This is a genomic window from Pseudomonas sp. GW821-FHT11D10, assembly GCF_058808435.1.
Genome location: NZ_JBXARR010000006.1, coordinates 110843 through 129363 on the forward strand (window position 1 = coordinate 110843; position 18521 = coordinate 129363).

16 protein-coding genes are annotated in these 18521 nt (G+C 60.4%); 8 read left to right on the forward strand and 8 right to left on the reverse strand.

All coding sequences use genetic code 11. The features are described from left to right. Positions 1-25 precede the first annotated feature (25 nt). Together AC1RT4_RS18845 and AC1RT4_RS18850 are read left to right on the forward strand one after the other, a co-directional pair. Complete coding sequence (locus AC1RT4_RS18845; RefSeq protein WP_493086965.1) at positions 26-529, forward strand: VOC family protein; 504 nt, start codon at positions 26-28, stop codon at positions 527-529. A gap of 34 nt (positions 530-563) precedes the next feature. After that, a complete protein-coding gene (locus AC1RT4_RS18850; protein ID WP_493086967.1) occupies positions 564-1397 on the forward strand; it encodes an AraC family ligand binding domain-containing protein in 834 nt (277 codons plus the stop codon). 179 nt (positions 1398-1576) lie between these two features. On the opposite strand, the gene AC1RT4_RS18855 is transcribed toward AC1RT4_RS18850, so the two are convergent. Then, a complete protein-coding gene (locus AC1RT4_RS18855) occupies positions 1577-1948 on the reverse strand; it encodes a DUF6124 family protein (protein WP_493086970.1) in 372 nt (123 codons plus the stop codon). Positions 1949-2634: 686 nt separating this feature from the next. Here AC1RT4_RS18855 and AC1RT4_RS18860 point away from each other — a divergent pair. Then, positions 2635-6291 carry a hypothetical protein gene (locus AC1RT4_RS18860; protein WP_493086972.1) on the forward strand — a complete coding sequence of 1219 codons (3657 nt, stop codon included), beginning with the start codon at positions 2635-2637 and terminating at the stop codon, positions 6289-6291. A gap of 56 nt (positions 6292-6347) precedes the next feature. On the opposite strand, the gene AC1RT4_RS18865 is transcribed toward AC1RT4_RS18860, so the two are convergent. Continuing rightward, the gene (locus AC1RT4_RS18865) at positions 6348-6935 is read right to left on the reverse strand and encodes a LysE family translocator (protein ID WP_493086974.1); all 588 of its coding nucleotides are present in this window, start codon (positions 6933-6935) and stop codon (positions 6348-6350) included. A gap of 142 nt (positions 6936-7077) precedes the next feature. On the opposite strand from AC1RT4_RS18865, the gene AC1RT4_RS18870 reads away from it, so the two are divergent. After that, the gene (locus AC1RT4_RS18870; RefSeq protein ID WP_493086976.1) at positions 7078-7833 is read left to right on the forward strand and encodes a type 1 glutamine amidotransferase domain-containing protein; all 756 of its coding nucleotides are present in this window, start codon (positions 7078-7080) and stop codon (positions 7831-7833) included. 9 nt (positions 7834-7842) lie between these two features. On the opposite strand, the gene AC1RT4_RS18875 is transcribed toward AC1RT4_RS18870, so the two are convergent. Both AC1RT4_RS18875 and AC1RT4_RS18880 read right to left on the reverse strand, forming a co-directional pair. Next, positions 7843-10080, reverse strand: coding sequence for an ATP-binding protein (locus AC1RT4_RS18875; protein ID WP_493086978.1), 2238 nt, complete (start codon positions 10078-10080; stop codon positions 7843-7845). After that, positions 10077-10682 carry a biliverdin-producing heme oxygenase gene (locus tag AC1RT4_RS18880; protein ID WP_493086980.1) on the reverse strand — a complete coding sequence of 202 codons (606 nt, stop codon included), beginning with the start codon at positions 10680-10682 and terminating at the stop codon, positions 10077-10079. The genes AC1RT4_RS18875 and AC1RT4_RS18880 overlap by 4 nt, the downstream gene beginning before the upstream one ends. Before the next feature lie 276 nt (positions 10683-10958). On the opposite strand from AC1RT4_RS18880, the gene AC1RT4_RS18885 reads away from it, so the two are divergent. Next, the gene (locus tag AC1RT4_RS18885) at positions 10959-11579 is read left to right on the forward strand and encodes a LysE family translocator (protein WP_493086982.1); all 621 of its coding nucleotides are present in this window, start codon (positions 10959-10961) and stop codon (positions 11577-11579) included. Here the strand turns inward: AC1RT4_RS18885 and AC1RT4_RS18890 are convergent. After that, positions 11576-11989, reverse strand: a complete 414-nt coding sequence (locus AC1RT4_RS18890) for a VOC family protein (RefSeq protein WP_163974707.1) — start codon at positions 11987-11989, stop codon at positions 11576-11578. The genes AC1RT4_RS18885 and AC1RT4_RS18890 overlap by 4 nt on opposite strands. A 109-nt stretch (positions 11990-12098) precedes the next feature. Between AC1RT4_RS18890 and AC1RT4_RS18895 the strand changes: the two genes are divergently transcribed. The 3 genes from AC1RT4_RS18895 to AC1RT4_RS18905 are packed head-to-tail and all read left to right on the forward strand — an operon-like array spanning position 12099 to position 14632. Then, entirely contained in the window at positions 12099-13181 is a 1083-nt protein-coding gene (locus AC1RT4_RS18895) for a bifunctional transcriptional activator/DNA repair enzyme AdaA (RefSeq protein WP_493086984.1), read from the forward strand. A 23-nt stretch (positions 13182-13204) separates the two neighbouring features. Continuing rightward, entirely contained in the window at positions 13205-14002 is a 798-nt protein-coding gene (locus AC1RT4_RS18900) for an isocitrate lyase/PEP mutase family protein (protein ID WP_493086986.1), read from the forward strand. Between the two features lie 3 nt (positions 14003-14005). Beyond that, positions 14006-14632 carry a DNA-3-methyladenine glycosylase family protein gene (locus tag AC1RT4_RS18905; protein ID WP_493086988.1) on the forward strand — a complete coding sequence of 209 codons (627 nt, stop codon included), beginning with the start codon at positions 14006-14008 and terminating at the stop codon, positions 14630-14632. A gap of 31 nt (positions 14633-14663) precedes the next feature. On the opposite strand, the gene AC1RT4_RS18910 is transcribed toward AC1RT4_RS18905, so the two are convergent. The 3 genes from AC1RT4_RS18910 to aguA form a co-directional block, all read right to left on the reverse strand. After that, complete coding sequence (locus tag AC1RT4_RS18910; RefSeq protein ID WP_493086990.1) at positions 14664-16052, reverse strand: hypothetical protein; 1389 nt, start codon at positions 16050-16052, stop codon at positions 14664-14666. Positions 16053-16212: 160 nt separating this feature from the next. Next, the gene (locus AC1RT4_RS18915) at positions 16213-17310 is read right to left on the reverse strand and encodes an extracellular solute-binding protein (RefSeq protein ID WP_493086992.1); all 1098 of its coding nucleotides are present in this window, start codon (positions 17308-17310) and stop codon (positions 16213-16215) included. 2 nt (positions 17311-17312) lie between these two features. Beyond that, the gene (aguA, locus tag AC1RT4_RS18920; protein ID WP_085708631.1) at positions 17313-18428 is read right to left on the reverse strand and encodes an agmatine deiminase; all 1116 of its coding nucleotides are present in this window, start codon (positions 18426-18428) and stop codon (positions 17313-17315) included. Positions 18429-18521 lie beyond the last annotated feature (93 nt).

Sequence of the window (18521 nt, forward strand, 5' to 3'; positions counted from 1 at the left end):
GTCTAACCTGCCGAGGATGACTGCCATGCAACGTTTTCAAAAGCTGACTCCGTGCCTGTGGTTCGACGATCAGGCGGAAGCTGCGGCGAAGTTTTACTGCTCGATCTTCGATCATTCGAAAATCACCGCCCTCACCCACTACAGCAAGGTCGGCCAGGAGTTTCACGGCCGCCCGGAAGGCTCGGTGATGACCGTCAGCTTCGAACTCGACGGCCATACCTTCACCGGGCTCAATGGCGGGCCGGTGTTCACGTTCAATGAGGCGATTTCGTTTCAGGTCAATTGCCAGAACCAGGAAGAGGTCGACCATTTCTGGGGCAACCTGAGCGCCGGCGGGCCGGTGGAAGCGCAGCAATGCGGCTGGCTCAAGGACAAGTTCGGCGTGTCGTGGCAGATCGTGCCGGTGGCGTTCATGCACATGATGACCGACCCCGACCAGACCAAGGCCCAGCGGGCGATGCAGGCCATGTTCGGGATGAAAAAACTCGACATCGCCGAACTGGAACGAGCCTTCGCCGGGCAGAGCTAATACACTCGGGCACTGGCCTGCCGAGAACCCAACAATGAAACACACTGCCGCCAAGAACCCTGAACAAGCCCCGCGCTTCTGGCGCGACGACGCCCTGCCCTTCATCGAGGCGCGGGCCATCGCCGACGGGCGTGAGGTCTGCTATTCACGGCACTCCCACGCGCACTTTTCCATCGGCGCAATCACCGCCGGGCGCAGCACTTACGTGCATGAACAATCCTCGTTCGAAGTGGCGGCCGGCACCGTGGTGCTGATGAACCCGGGGGACGTGCATGCGTGTAACCCGATCGATGATCAGCCGTGGTCGTATTTGATGTTGTATGTGGAAACGCCGTGGCTGACGGATCTGCAGCATCAGCTGGGGTTCAGTGCGGAACTTGAGTTTCGGCGGTTTTCCGATACCCATTTGAATGACGCCCGCCTGTTTCGCGACTTGAATGCGTTGTACGCGGTACTGGTCGACGAGCAGCAAGACGTGCTGCGCAAACAGAGCGCGGCGGTGGAGTTTTTCAGTGACTTGCAACTGCGCCTGAATCCCATCGAACAACCGTTGCGCGAGCCGAACTTTAAACTCGAACGCGCCGCCGACTATATCCGCCAGCATTGCACTGACCTGCTCAGCCTTGACGACATCTGCGCCGCTGCCGAACTGTCACCGTCCTATTTGATCCGCGCCTTCAAACAACACTTCGGCATGACGCCCCATGCGTTTGTGGTCAACCAGCGTATTCAGTTTGCCCGCGAGTGTCTGCGGCGCGGGCAGTTGATTGCGGATGTGGCGCTAGAGGCCGGGTTTGCCGATCAGGCGCATTTTCAGCGGGCGTTTAAACAGCATCTGGCGGCTACGCCGGGGCAGTATCGCGGCTAAAAGCAAAAACGGCCCGCAATGGGCCGTTTGGATTTGGATCGTTCCCACATCGAGGCGTTGAACCGTCCGCATGGGAATGCTTTAACGGACGCTCTGCGTTCCAGCTCCGGAAGGGACGCGGAGCGACCCGGGCTGCATTCCCACGCAGAGCGTGGGAACGATCAGATCAAGCGATCAGGTTACTGGGCTGCCTCAGCCTTCAATTCCAGATTATCCAGCGCTCGATTCACCGCCAGTTCCCCCAGCATGATCAATTGCGCAATGCCCAGCAGCACATGCCGATGCGAGCCGTCCAACAGGCCGGCGAAGTCGGTGGCCATGATTTTGGCCGAGGTCAGGGTTTCGCAGGCATCGGCCAGCAGTTCTTCGCTGTCGATGCCCGGGGCGATGAGGTAGCGGGTGTTGGGTTTGAGCAGCGGTTTTCTGGGGAGCAGCGGATTGAGGTAGTGGTCGAGGGCGCGTTCGGCGGCTTCGTGGAATTTCTTGGAGTCGAGGGTTTCGTAGGGCGAGGTAGTGTCGGTTTCGGGTGGGTTGGGTGTTGGCTTGATCATCGTGAAGCTCCTATAAGAGTGGAGCCGCCCGGAACTGTCGCTAAACAGGAAGGAGGCGGCTGTACGCAGGTTAGCGAACCGGTTATAGGCACCCGGCAGACCCGAGGGTCTCCCGCATACAGCCACCATAGCGGAGTTTCAGACATTGAGTCTGCGACAAAGCATGGAGCGCTGATGCACCTATTTATGATTCGAGTCGCTAAACCCGATCGCTGATTCGTCAGCGACCGACACACGATAGAACCCGCCCCCAAGGCGCACAAGCCAGCGGATTCTGGCGGATGCGTAGGCAACGGCGCAAGGTGTTGTGGTTTGCCGGAAGTATTCTTGAACACCTTTAAACCGCCCCAGCCCCCCCTTCGTTTCGACACAGCTGATTACTCCCTCACACTTTTCGTGCCATATAAAATCTGTATTCAGAACGATCAACTGGTTACACCCGGTCACTTTCATAAGTCTACATACCCGGAAAGATATACATATTTATCGCCAACAAAGCTTCAGGCCTTTAAAAACAGCCTCCCCTCTCATTCACGCCAAACCAAAGAAACACTTCGAACATTAATCCACATCAACTTTTCGCCCTGGATCTTTACTCTAAAAACCTGTCTACCGCACAAACACGACAATCAATAAACAACCACCACACCTCATTTATTTCGCTATTAGAGAATGGATTCCGAATCATGAAGCCAATGGACAACTATGTTTACGACTCCACAAACACACTTCAGAAAAAGGCAGTAAGCCAGACCATTACAAACTTTATCAGCGATGAATACGCCATTGAACGCCTTGGCTGGAAATGGGATGAAATTCTGGTTCCGTGCGTGGAGGACAGCACATTCGACCGAATTCATCGCAGCGGCAAAATCTCGCTTGCCATACTTCTGCGCCACGACGATTTTCACTTTATACGCGCTCGCCGCAAGATTTCGGACAACGCTGTTTTTCTGCTGGATGAGAATGCTCGACTCTATTCCAGCTATCGAAACATGGTCTCCAGCGGAGGCCGGCCCGCTACCCCGTTTGTTTCTCTGCGAGAGATCACCGCTGATATAGCAGGTCTGGCTGACTTCGCCGACAACCTTCCGCTATTGGCCAAGGTCGCCGCCGCCAGTGGTGGCTGGATCATTACGGGAGACGAAGTTACGGTCGGTCAGTGGCTGCGTTTCAACGGGCTGCAAGTGCCGGACAACGAACAGGACACCCGCAACCTGCTTGATCTGTTGAACTTCTCGACATTGCCCGCGCCGCCGAAGTACGGAAACTATTGGCAACTTCTGGACGCTTCCGACGAGTCACCGTTCAAGCTTGAGGGAAATAACCGGGCATTAATTCTTGATCTGATACAAAGTTGCACCCTGGATTTTGAAGCCATTGTCAATGTCCTCGGCAGACGTTTGCTGATTGAAAGCACATCGGGTGACGGCGCTATAACCAGCACGGACTATCGCCTGCAGCAATTGATCGAAAGTGCTGCGTCCCGGCACGGGCAATATTACCTGTCCAGATTGGGCTGGCTTAATGAACAAGCAGAAACAAAACAATCGACGGAGCTCATGGAGCAACTGGCGGTTGCCGTGATCTTGCTTGACCTCGACCCCGCGCTCGATATCGCCAATACCCACTTCGCCGGTTTCGATCTGTATTCCAGACGTTACTTCAAACAACATCCTTCCCGGGTTCGGGCAGACCTGGAAGCGCATCTGATCAAGAACCTGTACGTCGAACCCTCGCTCGCCCCTCTGGTATCGCAGATGGTTCTGGCGGGGATGGCACCGGAATATCTCTTTAGCGATTGGCCGTTCAGCCTGTTGATGGGGACGCCGGCCTGGGTGATCGCCACGCAGGCCGTGCATCTGGTCGAAGCGTTGGCGCCTGGCGCCAGCCGCAAAATGACTTATCAACATTTGATGGGGTTCAGCCAGTCGACAAAAGCGCTCGCGCCACTGGCAGCACTGCAGGCTGAAGGCTCAGTGGACCCGGTGGTGACCTGGGCCTGGATGAACGGCTTCATCACGCGAGATGCGCAAGGTGAACTCGGCGCGCAAGAGATCGAGCGCGCCATGCGCGAATACGATCATTACATTGGCTTGACGCTCGAAGCCGCCGAACACTTTTCCAGGCCGTTTCCCGATCGCAGACAGCTCGCATTGAAAGAGCTGAAGACCCAGGAACGCGATTGCGACCCCGATGAGCTGTTGGTCAAACATCGCGGCTCGGGCGGTGGCGCCGGTCGCAAAGTGTCGGTGCTGGATCTCTACATGGGTGACGAACTGCACACCCAGGACTGGGATCGCATCAGAGGCACCAGTATCTACAAATCCTTCCCGGAGCTGCCCTATCTCTATCCCGTTGCCGAGCTTTACGAGTCGGCGACCACCCGTCATTTCGACGCTGTGCTCGGGGGGCTGGCGCGCAATATCCAGATCGCCATTTCACAGGTGCTCCCGGAAGATGCAGCGTCCCTCGAATACGGTGCGATCGGGGTCTATTGCGTTCAGAAAATGAACTACAGACCCGCGCGGACCAACGGCCGCGGCGGCATCAGTCCAGCTACGTACCTTCCGGGAGAGACCGGTCGTTACGGTGTCATTCTCTGTGTGAAGCACGGTTACGCCGTCAAGTGCTTTGAGCTGCTTCCACTCAGGATGGAGTGTCGCTACAACCCGGATCTCGAAGCGTTCTTCGAGCCGCTGGTATCCGGAAACTTCTACCAGCTCGACACTCGTTTCGCCGACGAGAAACAACTTGAGAAGGTCCCCATCGATCTACAGGCCTACCTGCAAAACGTGCCGCCCAAAACCGGCGTCCAGTCCAGAATCCAGGTCCGCAGGATCGGTGTCCTTGAAGCACCCGCCGACCACAGCGACCGGGATAATCAAATCCCCCTTTATCGATCCTCTCGCATGGAGACACTGGGTTGGCTGGTCGCCAGGAAAAATCCGTACATCACCGAACAAGAGATTCACCAGTTGGGCCTGCAGCAAACCGTACGGGAAAAGGCGATTGAAAAGACCGATGCCATCTTCAACATGATTCTCAACCTGATCATTCCCTTCAAGGGTTGCGTGGAAGGATTGACCTCCGGGGATCCGAAGAAGCACGGCGGCGCAATCTTCGACTGCATTGTCGATGCCGCTGTACTGGCGATGACTATTTTCGCCGCGCCCGTGGCGATCGCTGCCGCCGCCAGCAAAGCCGCGACTATCGCCGGCAAACTGCTGTCCGCTTCGCGGGTTCTGGCAAAGACGGCCCTGAGCTTGTTCAACCCGTTATCGGGCTTGCCGCAACTGCTCAAGGCGGGTGGCAAACTGCTCGGTCGAGGTGTTACGAAACTGAGCGGAGGGGCGCTCTCACTGGTGCATCAGGCGAAACAGCAACTCAGGTTCCTGACCGGCGCAAACAGCTACGACCTGTTCAAAGTCATTGATCACACAGGCTCTGCGGCACAGGTGCGGATGTCACTGGACACGGTTTCCCATGCGCGGGCGCTGCTGAAAAGCGATGCCATCGAAAACGCTCAACACATCGTCACTCACTTGAGCGACAAACACTTCAAATTGCCCAAAGGGGTTTCCGAAACAGAATTACGGCATCTTGCGAACAATGCTGTGAAGGAAACCGCGTACCAGTCAAAACAGGCCGGCGATCTGGAGTCGCTGATCGGGCGAGGAGCCATGGAGGAGCTGACGGAAGCATTCATCAAAGGTCACCCCGTCCAACTCAACGATGCGCGCAGCACGGCGCAGGGTTACAGCGAAACACTGGCAGTGCTGTACGAACTGGAAAGCAAGAAAGCCCGATACATGAAGGGCTATCAGCAAGACATTCTGAAACTGGATCTGGGTAAACCGCCTTACAACGACGTGATGCCCGATTCACTGTTCAATCCCTCGGGCTTTACCGATCCCGCACAACGAGCGACCGCCTGGATGTTGAAAGGCTCGACGTCCAACGGCAACGATTTCGATAACATCCTTGGCGTGTTGCACGAGTACACCGCGAACAAGGCCTCCCTGACCGATCCGAACGTGATCCGGGACATCCATCGCAAACTGGTACCGGAAGCCGTCGACAAAGTGCGCGACGCCGGCGCCCCGACCCAATATGGCAGCAGCCCGACCGGGTTCGCGTTACTGGAGCAGCATTTGAAGAAGCTCGATCCAAGCCATCCGCACTTTGACAAGCAGGTGCTGGGGGCCGTGGTCGGTTTCCAGGGTTTCGGTGATGGCAATGGCCGTACCGCCAGTGCGCTGTACTCGATCAGCCAGTTGCGCAACAACCAGTTCACGGCCATGCCACCCCATGTATTCAGGGAGCTCAACGGTATTTTCTGACGATGCCCGGTTGAACTGACTGCAACACCTCCGTACTCCGCCTGCCGGAGTACGGATCAGGGCAGCAGCAAATACCCCGCACTCACCGCCAACAGCAACGCCATCACCCGGTTGAACAAGCGCATCCCCGCCGGATTATGCAGATAGCCGCGCAAAAACGTCCCGGCATACACCCAGCACCCGACCGACAGATAACAGATCACCAGATACACCGCCGCAAACTGCCACACCAGCCGCGCCTCGCCATCGGCGACAAACGCGCCCATCCCCGCCACGCAGGCAAGCCAGGCCTTGGGATTGAGCCATTGCATCACCGCGCCGTAGAGCATCGACGGCGCCCTGCCCGATTCTCCCGCATTCAACCGGCCGTCATCGGTAGCCAGTTTCCAGGCCATGAACAGCAGAAACGCCACCCCGGTCAGTTGCACCACACGGGTCAGCGAGGGCCACAGCTTCAACACTTCATGCAGCCCCAACCCCATCAACACCAGCAACAACACAAACCCCAGCGTCGCCCCGGCTACATGCCGTTGACTGGCGCGAAAGCCGAACTGCGCCCCCGAGCTCAACGCCACGATATTCACCGGTCCCGGGGTTATGGACGCGGCCAGGGCAAACGCCGCCATCGACACAATCAGACTCATCGCACACCTGCTTCAAATCGAGGAACAAGGCGCTCACGGTAGCCGGCACCCGGCAGGCGGTATTGAAGGAAATTACCCCCGCTCGCGCAGACCCACTACGCTCTGGCTATGCGACCACTTTTGACCAGGAAGTCTGCCCTCGATGATTCTGATTCTGCTGCCATCTGCCGATTACGACCCCACCGAAAGCAGCGTGCCCTGGAAGGCGCTTTGCGATGCGGGGATCGAAGTACGTTTTGCCACGCCGCAAGGTTTGCCTGCCCATGCCGATCCACGATTGGTGGATGTAGGCTTCGGCCTGTTGAGTTCGATGCTGATGACGCGCAAGGCCGATCTGGACAGCTACACGCAGATGATCAAGTCCGAAGCGTTCAGGCAGCCGCTGGCGTATGCCGATGTCAACACGAACCAATTTGACGGTCTCCTGATCCCCGGTGGTCATGCCAAGGGGATGCGCACGCTGTTGGAATCCACACAGGCTCAGCAGATCGCCCTGCAATTTTTCAAGACAGAGAAACCCGTGGCGGCGGTGTGTCATGGCGTGCTGTTGCTGGCCCGAACGCTTGATCCCGATACCGGGCGTTCCGTGTTGTTCGGGCGCAAGGTGACGGCGTTGCTCGCGGCAACCATGGAATTGCCGGCGTGGCTGATGACAGCTGCCTGGCTGGGGCGCTACTACCGCACCTACAAGCAGACCGTCGAGGCGGAAGTGAAGACCGCGCTGGCCAGCAAAGCCGACTTCAAACGCGGGCCGCTGATTGCCAAACGCGATGGCGCGAATAAACTTCAAACGGGATTTGTGGTGCGCGACGGCCAACTGCTGACAGCGCGCTGGCCCGGCGATTGCCATCGATTCGCCGCAGAATGGGTGGCCATGTTGCAGGCCCCCCAGCGCTGATCGGCTTTTTCAGTCCTGACGCGGCACAGTGAAGCGAAACTCGCTGCCCTGCCCCGGCTCACTCTCGGCAACGATCCGCCCGCCGTGGGCCTCGACGATGCCTTGCGTGATGTACAGCCCCAGCCCGGTGCCGGTCGGATTGCCTTCCTTCACCGTCCAGTAGCGGTCGAACACGTGCGGCAAGTGATCCTTGGGAATGCCTTCGCCGCTGTCACGTACCGTAAAGACAATGTCGTCACCGACCGATTTGGCATACACATCGACCGTGCCCAGGCGCGGAGTGAACTTGATCGCATTGCCGACCAGATTCGACAGCACCTGAAACAACCGCTCCGGGTCGGCGTGGATGCTCAGGTCGGGATCGGCCTCAAACGAGATGCTGATGTCCTTGTCCAGCGCCAGCGGCGCGAGCAGTGACTGCGCCTCTTCGAACATCTGCGCGACATCGAGTTTCTGCGGCGCGATGGTGTAGCGCCCGGCGTCGATTTTCGAAGTGTCGAGCAAGTCCTCCAGCAGCGTGTTCATGCGTCCGGCGGCTTGCTGCATGGTGTCGATGGCGGTGGAGATGCGCCGCGAAGTGTGCGGCCCGTCCGAGCTGAAAGCCTTCTGCATCATGCCGCACAGCATCGAGATCACGGTCATCGGGTTGCGCAGATCGTGGGAGACCACCGCCACCAATTCATCACGGGCGCGCACCGCTTCCTGTTCGCGGCGCACCTGACGGGCCAGATCATTTTCCAGCGCCGAGCGACGCAGGTCGTTGGCGGCAAACAGATCGCCGTGGCTCCACTTGGTGGAAATCCCGGCCATCTCGACCTTCCAGATTTCGAACGAAGTACGCGGCCGCAGGCGCAGGCCGGCGTCGGAGTTTTCCAGGTCCAGCGGCTTGCGCGGGTCGCCGCTCCAGTTGATGTTCTCTTTGACTTCCGGGCGGAACCACAGCACGCCATTGTCCACCGGTTTCGGCAGGCTCATGGCGAGCACGCCGCTGGCGACCTGCTGATACTGCGCGGCCGGCGGATAAACGCTGGCGAGGTGATGACTGGCAAAGACCGGCTCGCCACGCTCCTGCAACCACTTGTGCAGGGCGCGAATCTCTTCCGGCTCCGGGCAGTTGCCGTAGCGGTGCAATTGCTTGTCTTCGATGATCGCGATGCCGCCGGCATTGGCCAGCGCCATCAGGACTTGCGGCTGGTTGGCCAGGCCATCGAAGACGTTCTGTGGCGAATCGATCATCGCCTGATTGAGCAGCGCCAGCGCCTCGACCTTTTCCTCGCGTTGGCGACTGACTTCCAGTGCTTCCATCGCGCTGATCTGCAACGACAGCACCTGGCCGATGGTCTGGCATGCGGTGCGCAACTCGTGCGGCACGTGCAGCGGCTGGCGGTTGCCGCAACTGATCAGGCCCCAGAGCCGGTCGCCCTTGAGCAGGGAAATGCTCATCGAGGACAGCACGCCCATGTTCTTCATGTACTGGCAGTGGATCGGCGACACGCTGCGCAACGTCGCGAAACTCAGGTCCAGCGGGGTCTGGGTGTCCGGGCGCAACTTGGGCACCAGCGGCACCGGTTGGTAGTCGGCATTCGGGATGATCCGCAGCCAGTTGGTGCGGTACAGCTCGCGGGCCTGCTCGGGGATGTCGGAGGCCGGGAAAAACAGACCGTTGAAGACTTCCATCGACGGATCGGACGCTTCGGCGATGACCTGACCGTGGCCCTCCTCCTCGAAGCGATAGATCAGCACCCGGTCGTAACCGGTCATGGCCTGGATTTCCTTGACGCTGATGTCGTACAGCGCTTGCAGGCTCTGGGCCTTTTGCAGGCGCGCGAGCATCCGCCCCAGGTGGGTTTCGGTGCCGGCAACGTTGCGCGGCTGGAAGTTCTCGACGTGGATTTCCAGTTCCAGAATCAGCACATCCTGATGCCGGTGCAGCAAGCCTTCGAACGCCGTGCCATTCAGGCGAAAGTGCAGCGGCGGCGCATCGGACAAGGCCGGTTGCTGCAAGGCCTCGCGAACCTGCGCGGCATGGGCATCGCCGATCAGGCTTTGCAGTGGCTGGCCGATCAGCTCTTGTGCCGGGCGTGCGAGCAAGGTCTCGACGTTGGCACTGATCTGGATGATCGAAAGGTCCGGCTCGCTCAGGGTCAGCAGCAAACCGTGCGGCTGGATCGCGCCGGGAAAGCGGATCGGCTCGTCGGCGCAGTTGGCCAGCAACTCTTCAAAGGCTTCTTTGTCTTGCGGGGTCATACCAGAACCTCCTGGCTTTCGAGCCAGCGCTCGAAACAGCTGAATGTAGTGTGGGCGGCCGCCACGACGGCTTCACGCTCGTCGGCGTCCATCGGGCGACTGCCCAGGTATTCGATGAAATCGCGCCAGCGGCGGCCGGTGGCAGCGCCGTAGATATCCAGAAACGCGGCGCCGTTGTCCGCGTCCAGGCTCAGGCGTGCGGCGATCTCCCGGCGCAGGATCTGTCCGCCGAGGGTTGCGCCTTCCAGCACGTACAGCACGCCCAGGCAGGCGGCGGCGGAGTCGATGGCGGGCAACTGGCGGCAGAGCGAAAACGCTCCGCCATTCGCGCCCAGCGCTTGCAGATCGCGTTGCAGGGTCGGCGCCTTGAGGCGCGAAACCAGATCGAAATCGGCCGGTATCTCGCCGCTGTCCTGCAATGCGCTTTCCAGTGGCTGATAGAAGCCGTAATAGGCGCGCATCAGTCGTTCGAAAGCCTGCAGATCAAGGGTGTCGGAGAAGAAAGGAAGGCGTTTTTCCAGTGCAATGTGCAGTTCGGCCGTGCCGGCGCGCAGATCCTGCAACACCGGTGGTACATGAACCTCGCGGGCCTTTGCTTGCATGTAGGTCGCTCGTACAGTGGGCCGCCTGCGGCCATGGGGGAATGGAAAAGCATTGCGCGAAAGCTTACACGGCAATTGTCCTTTCTGACCCGACAGATGGTTTTTTCTGGCGGATTCATCACCCTGTGACGGTTTCAGAGTTGACGGGACGGCAGAAAGTTCGAACGGATTTACGCCCGATCATCGCTGTACCGCGACACTGCTGCGTGACTGTACGGTTCAGGGCCGCACACCCGCATGATAAAAATTCCGCTCCCGTCACCGGAGCCCTGAGCCATGGATCTCGCCACCCTCTCCCTGTTTCTGCCCGCCTGCTTTGCCTTGAACATGGCGCCGGGGCCGAACAACCTGCTGTCGGTCAGCAACGCCACCCGTTACGGCTATCGTCGCGCCTGCGTTGCCGGGATCGGACGCTTGCTGGCGTTCGCCGGGATGATCGCCCTCGCGGCGGCGGGGCTGGCGGTGGTGCTGCAAACGTCCGAGCTGTTGTTCTATGGGATCAAGATTGTCGGCGCGGGGTATCTGCTGTATCTGGCGTGGCAGCTGTGGCGGGCCAATCCTGCCGCCGAAGACGCCGTTGCAGCGCCGGCAAACGGGCTTTTGGCCCTGGCGCGTCAGGAATTCCTGGTGGCAGCGGGCAATCCCAAAGCAATACTGATCTTCACCGCCTTCCTGCCGCAATTCGTCGACCCGGCCCGCGCCATCACCCCGCAGTTCATGCTGCTGGGCGTGCTGTTCCTGCTGCTGGAGTGGATCGCCATCAGCGCCTACGCCTACATGGGCCTGCACATGCGCCGCTGGTTCGCCGAGCCGCGCGGCAAGCGGATTTTCAACCGTTGCTGCGCGGGGCTGCTGTCGGCGGCGGCTTCGGTGTTGCTGATGGCCAAACGGGCCTAAGCTTCGGACGGGCCTTTGAGTTCGACCTGATTGCCGTCCGGGTCGAAGCAGTACAGCGACAGGCCGTAGCCCTCGGCGCCAAAACGGGTGGCGGCTTTTTCGACGGTCAGGCCGCAGGCTTGCAGGTGGCTGACCAGTGCCGCCTCATCGAACGGCTCGATGCGCAGGCAGAAGTGATCGACGTTGCGCCGCTCGCTGCCGGCAGCCGCGCCGCCCTTGCGGCCGATTTCGCCTTCAAGGTCGACCAGATCGATCATCGACGTGCCGGCGCGCAGGTGCACCAGACCGAACTTTTCGTTGCGCTTGACCACTTCGGCACCGAAGACCCGGTCGTAGAAATCAATGCTGCGTTGCAGATCGGCAACGCGCAGCACGATGTGATCGATGTGTTGAATCGTGAACGGTGGCATACCTTCATTTCCCGAGTTGTAGCGACCCGATCACTGTAGTGCAGCGGCCCGAAAATTCACTGTCGATTTTTCGGTGGAGCCATCGAATAACTGGTTTTATCCTCGGCCCATGAACATACAGACCGCTGTCCTGCCGCCCCACGCCGAAATGGTTCGCGCCATGCTCGCAAGCGACACTGCCTATGAAGGCGTGTTCTTCACGGCCGTGAAAACCACCGGGATCTTTTGCCGCCCTACCTGCACGGCGCGCAAGCCGAAACCGGAAAACGTCGAGTTCTTCGCCCACGCTGACGACTGTCTGTCCGCCGGCTACCGCGCCTGTTTGCGCTGCAAACCGCTGGACGCTGCGGCCATCGCCCCGGACTGGGTGCAGCGGCTGCTCAAAGCCGTCGACGCCGATCCCGAGTTGCGCTGGAGCGATGCGCAGTTGCTCGCCGAGGGCATCGAACCGCTGAAATTGCGGCGCTGGTTCAAGCAGCATTTCGGCATGACCTTCCATGCCTGGCTGCGCACCCGCCGGCTCGGGATGGCGTTGGGCGGGATCAAGCAAGGCACGTCCATCGACCACGCGGCGTTCGATTCCGGTTATGAATCCCTCAGCGGTTTTCGCGATGCGTTCCAGAAGTCGTTCCACATCACGCCGGGACGCGCGGCAGCCAGCGAGCCGCTGCTGTTCACCCGCTTGACCACGCCGCTGGGGCCGATGATCGCCATGGCCGAGCGACGCGGACTGGTATTGCTGGAATTTCTCGACCGTCCGGCGCTGACCCGCGAAGTTGAAGAACTGCAGAACCGCTACGGCTACGTGGTCGCACCGGGGCACAACGCGCATTTGCAGCAGATCGAAAACGAACTGGCGCTGTACTTCGCCGGCAAGCTGAGCGAATTCAGCGTGCCGCTGCACCTGCCCGGCAGCGAGTTTGCCCGGCAGGTCTGGAGCGAACTGCGGCAAATCCCCTACGGCCACACCAGCACTTACGGCGCCATCGCCGCGCGGCTGGGCAAACCCGGCGCCAGTCGCGCGGTGGGGCTGGCCAACGGGCACAATCGGCTGTCGATCGTGGTGCCGTGCCATCGGGTGATCGGTGCGGACGGCTCATTGACCGGCTATGGTGGTGGGCAACCGCGCAAGGCGTTCTTGCTCCGGCTGGAAAACGCCGCCGTGCAGCTGACGCAACCACTGGCTTTCTGAACAACCGACAAGAAGGGATCTCGATGAACGCGCTCGACACTCAGTTTCACCAGTTGCACCACGATGGCCTGCTGATCCTGACCAACGTCGCCGACGCCACCGGTGCGCGACTGGTCGAGCAACTGGGTGGCAAAGCCGTCGCCACCAGCAGCGCCGCTGTCGCCTGGGCCCACGGTTATCCGGATGGCAACACCCTGCCGCTGGAGCGTTTGATCAGCACCGTGGAATCGATTGCCCGAGTCATCGAGGTGCCGTTGAGCGTGGACATCGAGGCCGGTTATTCCGATGACCTCGACCGGGTTGCTGAAGTGATCGATGCCGTGATCGCAGCGGGTGCGGTCGGGATCAATATCGAAGACGGCAGCGGCGCGCCGGAACTGCTGGTGCGCAAGATCGAAGTCGCGCGACAACTGGCCGACAAGCGCAATGTGAAGCTGTTCATCAACGCCCGAACCGACGTTTACCTCAAAGGTCTGGTGCCGGCCGAGGATCGTGTCGCCGAAACCCTGCGTCGTGCCGCGCTGTATCAGGCAGCCGGGGCGGATGGATTGTTCGCTGCCGGGGTGACGTCGGCCTACGAAATCGAAGCGATCTGCAAGGGCACGACGTTGCCGGTCAACGTCCTTGGTTTTGCTTGCCTGCCCTCCCCCGAAGAACTGATAGCCCTCGGCGTGCGCCGCTTGAGCGCCGGTTCCGGGATCGCCGAATTCATGTACGGCGCCATGGGTTCGCTGGTGAAAAGCTTTCTCGCCAGCGGCAAGCTCGATACCCATGACCTCAAGGCCTTCACCTATGGCGAAGTCAACGGTCTGCTGAAGTAAGCCATGCCTGATCCCTACCAACCGGCCAGCGAATTTCTGGCCAGCCTCGACGCCGACTGGCAGCGCCACATTGCTGCGGTCGGTCCTTGCCTGCATCAGCCGCACCCGGCGCGCGATCCTTATGAGTCGCTGGTGCGGGCGATTGCCTATCAGCAACTGCATGCCAAGGCGGGCGATGCGATTGTCGGGCGGTTGGTGGGGTTGTTTCCCGGGCAGTCGTTTCCGCGTCCGGAGCAGGTTCTGGCGACGGACTTCGATCAATTGCGCGGTTGCGGGTTTTCGGCGGGCAAGATTGCGACGATTCAGGGGATTGCCCAGGCGACTCTGGACGGTGTGGTGCCGGATTACGCCACCGCGCTGGCGATGGAGGATGAGGCGCTGATTGAGCGGCTGGTCAGCCTGCGCGGGGTCGGGCGTTGGACGGTCGAAATGTTGCTGATCTACAGTCTGGAGCGACCGGATATTCTGCCGGCCGATGACTTTGGGGTGCGCGAGGGGTATCGGCGGTTGAAGGGGCTGGAGGTGCAGCCTGCGCGCAAGCAGATGATTGAGATCGGGTTGGACTGGAAGCCGTTTCGGACGGTGGCGGCCTGGTATTTGTGGCGGGTGCCGAAAAGCCCCTCGCTGTAGCCCTCACCCTTCGGGAGAGGGCTTTGGCCCCTTACGGGAAGATCATCTTCATCTCTCTGTCCGAATAGTTGTAGTTCCAGCGCAACTCGGTTCCCGCCGCAATATCCTCCGAGGCAAACAACGCGTTCAACATATAGGGCCGGTTGACCAGCCGGTCGCCGATCAGCATGTCCGCTTCGACTTTGAACCCGATGATCTGCACGTTATAGCCGTCCGGTGATTGATGGATCGGTTTGCCGGTGGCGTCGTATTCGAAGTTCGAGTTGATCCGCGAAATGATGTTGTCGCCGATGACCACCACCGGCTCTTCAATCAGTTTTCCCGGGCCGTAATGCAGGTAGGCCCCGGCGAGCATGGTGAACGTCTGCTCTTCGCGCCGCACCAGACGCACCGGGCTCAGCGTCCCGCCGTAGAGGCCCAGAGCCTCGCCTTTGGCTATTCGCTTGTTGGCGACCACCATGAGCTGTCCGATCAGCGCTTTCTCGCCCGGCACCCTCATGTCGGCCTCGGTAAAGGTGCGCAATTCGAGTTTTTCTTCGTAAAGCCTGGCGACGTCCTCATAGCCTTCGAACTTGATGTAGGGCTTGATCGGCTCCGAGCGGAATCGCTCCCCGGTGGTCAGGGTGACCAATGTCTCCAGCTTGCGGATCCGCACGGGTCTGCCCAGGGTGTCGCGCAGCGGGTATTTGCCGTTGTTGGCACGGTCGTAGGTGCCCAGGCGATTGCCCCGGAAGGAATAGCGCACTTCTTCGCGCATGGTCGCCAGTTCCTGGTCGGTGTAGGGCTTGACCGGCATTGATTCGGAGGCAAGCTCGAATTCGTCGTCGGCGTCGTCCGCACGAGCCCGTCCTTCGTCGCCCTCCGGATGCGGCATGGCCTCCAGTGTCGAGGCGGCTTCGCTACGCGGGTCGGGGGTGCGAAAACGGTCGGTGGCAAATTCTTCCAGCGGGTGCCAAAGCTTGCCGTCGCTGTCGCGCTCCAGCACCGGGCCGGAAGGATTGAGTTCGCTGGCCAGTCTGGCCCGGTACAAACCGGTTTGCGGGTCGGCGCCGACCTGAACGATGCCCTGATTGGGCAATTCGGCGAACTGACGCCCCTTGAACGATCTGAAGCCGTCGGCGTCGATGTCGGTCAGCCGGCTCGCCGCCGGGACGTGATACGCCTCCAGCGGCGGTTGCCCGACGGTGGGCGCGACCTCCAGCACCGGCAGTGCGTCGCGCAAGGTGATCGATGACGGAGGGCTGAGGACCTCTGCGCCGCTGTGATGGGGCGTCCGCACGCCACCGGGAAATGCGTGCGGCTCTGGCAGAGTGATGTGAACATCCGGTCGAATCACCGGCCCCGACACAGAGCCGTCGGTGGAAGGTTTCAAATGAACATCGCCCGGGCCTGTGCCCTTGACCGGTGGTTTGATTGGCATGTTTTTCTTCCTTGAAAAGTGGCCGTCCCGGATCCTGAACAATCAGGAGCCGAGATGGCATCCGGCGTCATTGCCGGTGCAGATTCATGGCGAAAAAACTACCAGACTCGCCCCCACACGCCCACGCACAAACCGCTTCAAGATGATTCCCGGCGCCCGCTCACAACCCTGACTTCAACCGGCTGAATGCCCGAATCAACGCCCGGTTGAACGCCTTGCCATTGTCGTTCTTGCTGTACAGCGAAGCCCTCACCGCCTGCGGTGGATAGGTCCCCGGATCATTACGAATCGCCGGATCAATCAACCCGTCCGCCGCCGTAATCGCGTTGGCGTAGTGAATGGTGTCAGTGATCGGTGCAATCACTTCAGGCGTCATCAAATAATCCATCAATGCCAGCCCGGCCTCGGGATGCGGTGCATCCTTGGGAATGACCATGGCATCGAACCAGATCAGCGTGCCCTCCTTCGGGATCCGGTAGTTCAACTTGAACGGCTTTTTCGCCGCTTCAGCCTGACCGACCGCGATGGCAACGTTGCCGTTCCACGACATCGCCACACAGGTGTTGCCGTTGGCCAGGTCGCTGATGTTCAGGTCATTGTCGAAGTAGCGGATGTACGGGCGGATCTTCGCCAGCTGCTGCTCGGCGAGTTTCAGGTCGTCGAGGCTCTGGCGGTTGATGTCCAGACCCATGTACTTCATGACCGCCGCGAACACTTCGTTCGGATCGTTGAGCAGGCTCACCCCGCAATCGGCGAATTTCGACACCACCGCCGGATCGAACAGCATCGCCCAACTGTCCCGTGGCGCGTCCGGCAGGCGCTGCTTCACGGCCTCCTCCTGATAGCCGACGCCGGTGGTACCCCAGGCGTAGATCCCGGCGTAGCGGTTGCCCGGATCGAACACCGCCATATGCTGACGGAACTCGTCACCAACCCCGGCAAAATGCGGGAGCTGCTGCTTGTTCAACGTCTGGATCGCGCCGCTCTCGATGGCCCGCGACAGGTGCTGGCCGGCGGTCAGCACCAGGTCGTAGCCGCTGCGGCCGGTGAGCAGTTTGGTCTCGACGGTTTCCAGCGAATCGAAGTGATCGGCGACCACCCGGATCCCGGTTTTCGCCTCGAAATTCTTCAGGGTATCCGGGGCCAGATACTCGCCCCAGATGTACAGGTTGACCACCGGTTTCGCCGTTTCGGCAGCCTGCACACACAGGGGTGCAAGCACCAGCAATAACGCTTTACTCAGTTTGTGCAGGCCCATGGTCAGGCTCCTTTTTTCTGGCCGGCGTATTGCGGCATGGTGATGCACGCGACGTTGCCGCCACCGAGCAGGATTTCCCGGGAGTTTTCGATGCCGACGATCTTGTGCTGCGGGAACAGTTCGGCGAGGGTCGCCAGCGCCACCTGATCGTTGCGATCACCGAACAGCGGCACCACGATCGAGCTGTTGCCGGCGTAGTAGTTGATGTACGAGGCACAGATTTTGGTGCCGGCCTGGCGGGTGTGAGTGCTGTCCTGCTGATCGAGGCCTTCGGCTTCTTCGGCGGTCCACTCCAGCACGTCCGGTTGCGGCAGTTTGTGCACGATCAGTTCGCGGCCACGGCTGTCGCGGGTGCTGCGCAGGATGTCGTAGGCCTCTTGATAGATTTCCCACTGCGGATCGTCGCGGTTGTCGGTCCATTGCAGCACCACTTCGCCGGGGCGCACGAAGCACGCGAGGTCGTCGACATGGCCGTCGGTTTCGTCGAACTTGCAACCGCGTGGCAGCCAGATCACTTGCTCGGCACCGAGGTAATCGGTCAGCCGGCGGGTGACTTCGTCCTTGCCCAGGTGCTGGTTGCGATTGCGGTTGAGCAGGCATTGTTCGGTGGTGAGGATGCTGCCTTGGCCGTCACTCTGGATGCCGCCGAGTTCGGCAATCAATGGCGCGCGATAGCGGTCGAAACGCTCGATTTCGAGGATCTTGCTGGCGATCTGATCGTCCTTGTCCCACGGGTAGTAGAGCCCGCCATCGAGGCCGCCGTAGGCGTTGAACTCAAAATCGACGCCACGCACTTCACCGCTCTGGTCGTTGACCACAAAGCACGGGCCGCTGTCGCGGAACCAGGTGTCGTTGCAGGTCATCTCCACCACCCGCACTTGCGGCGGCAACTGACGGCGGGCGGTGGCGAACTGGGAGGCCGAAGCGCAGACCGTCACCGGTTCGCTGTGGGAGATCGCGGTGACGATCTGCACCCAGACTTTCTGCGCAGGCTTGGCGCCGTTGCGCCAGACGTCGGTGCGCTCCGGCCAGCCGAGCCAGCAGCCGGACTTGGCTTCGAATTCGCCGGGCAGACGAAAGCCGTCCTGTTTCGGGGTGGTGTCGAGCAAACGTGCCATGGTCAAACCTCGTCATCGGGATGGGAATGACCTCAGGCTACGGTCGCGGGCGGTCGCGCCGCCAACGATGATTATTTCGGAACAGTTGAATTC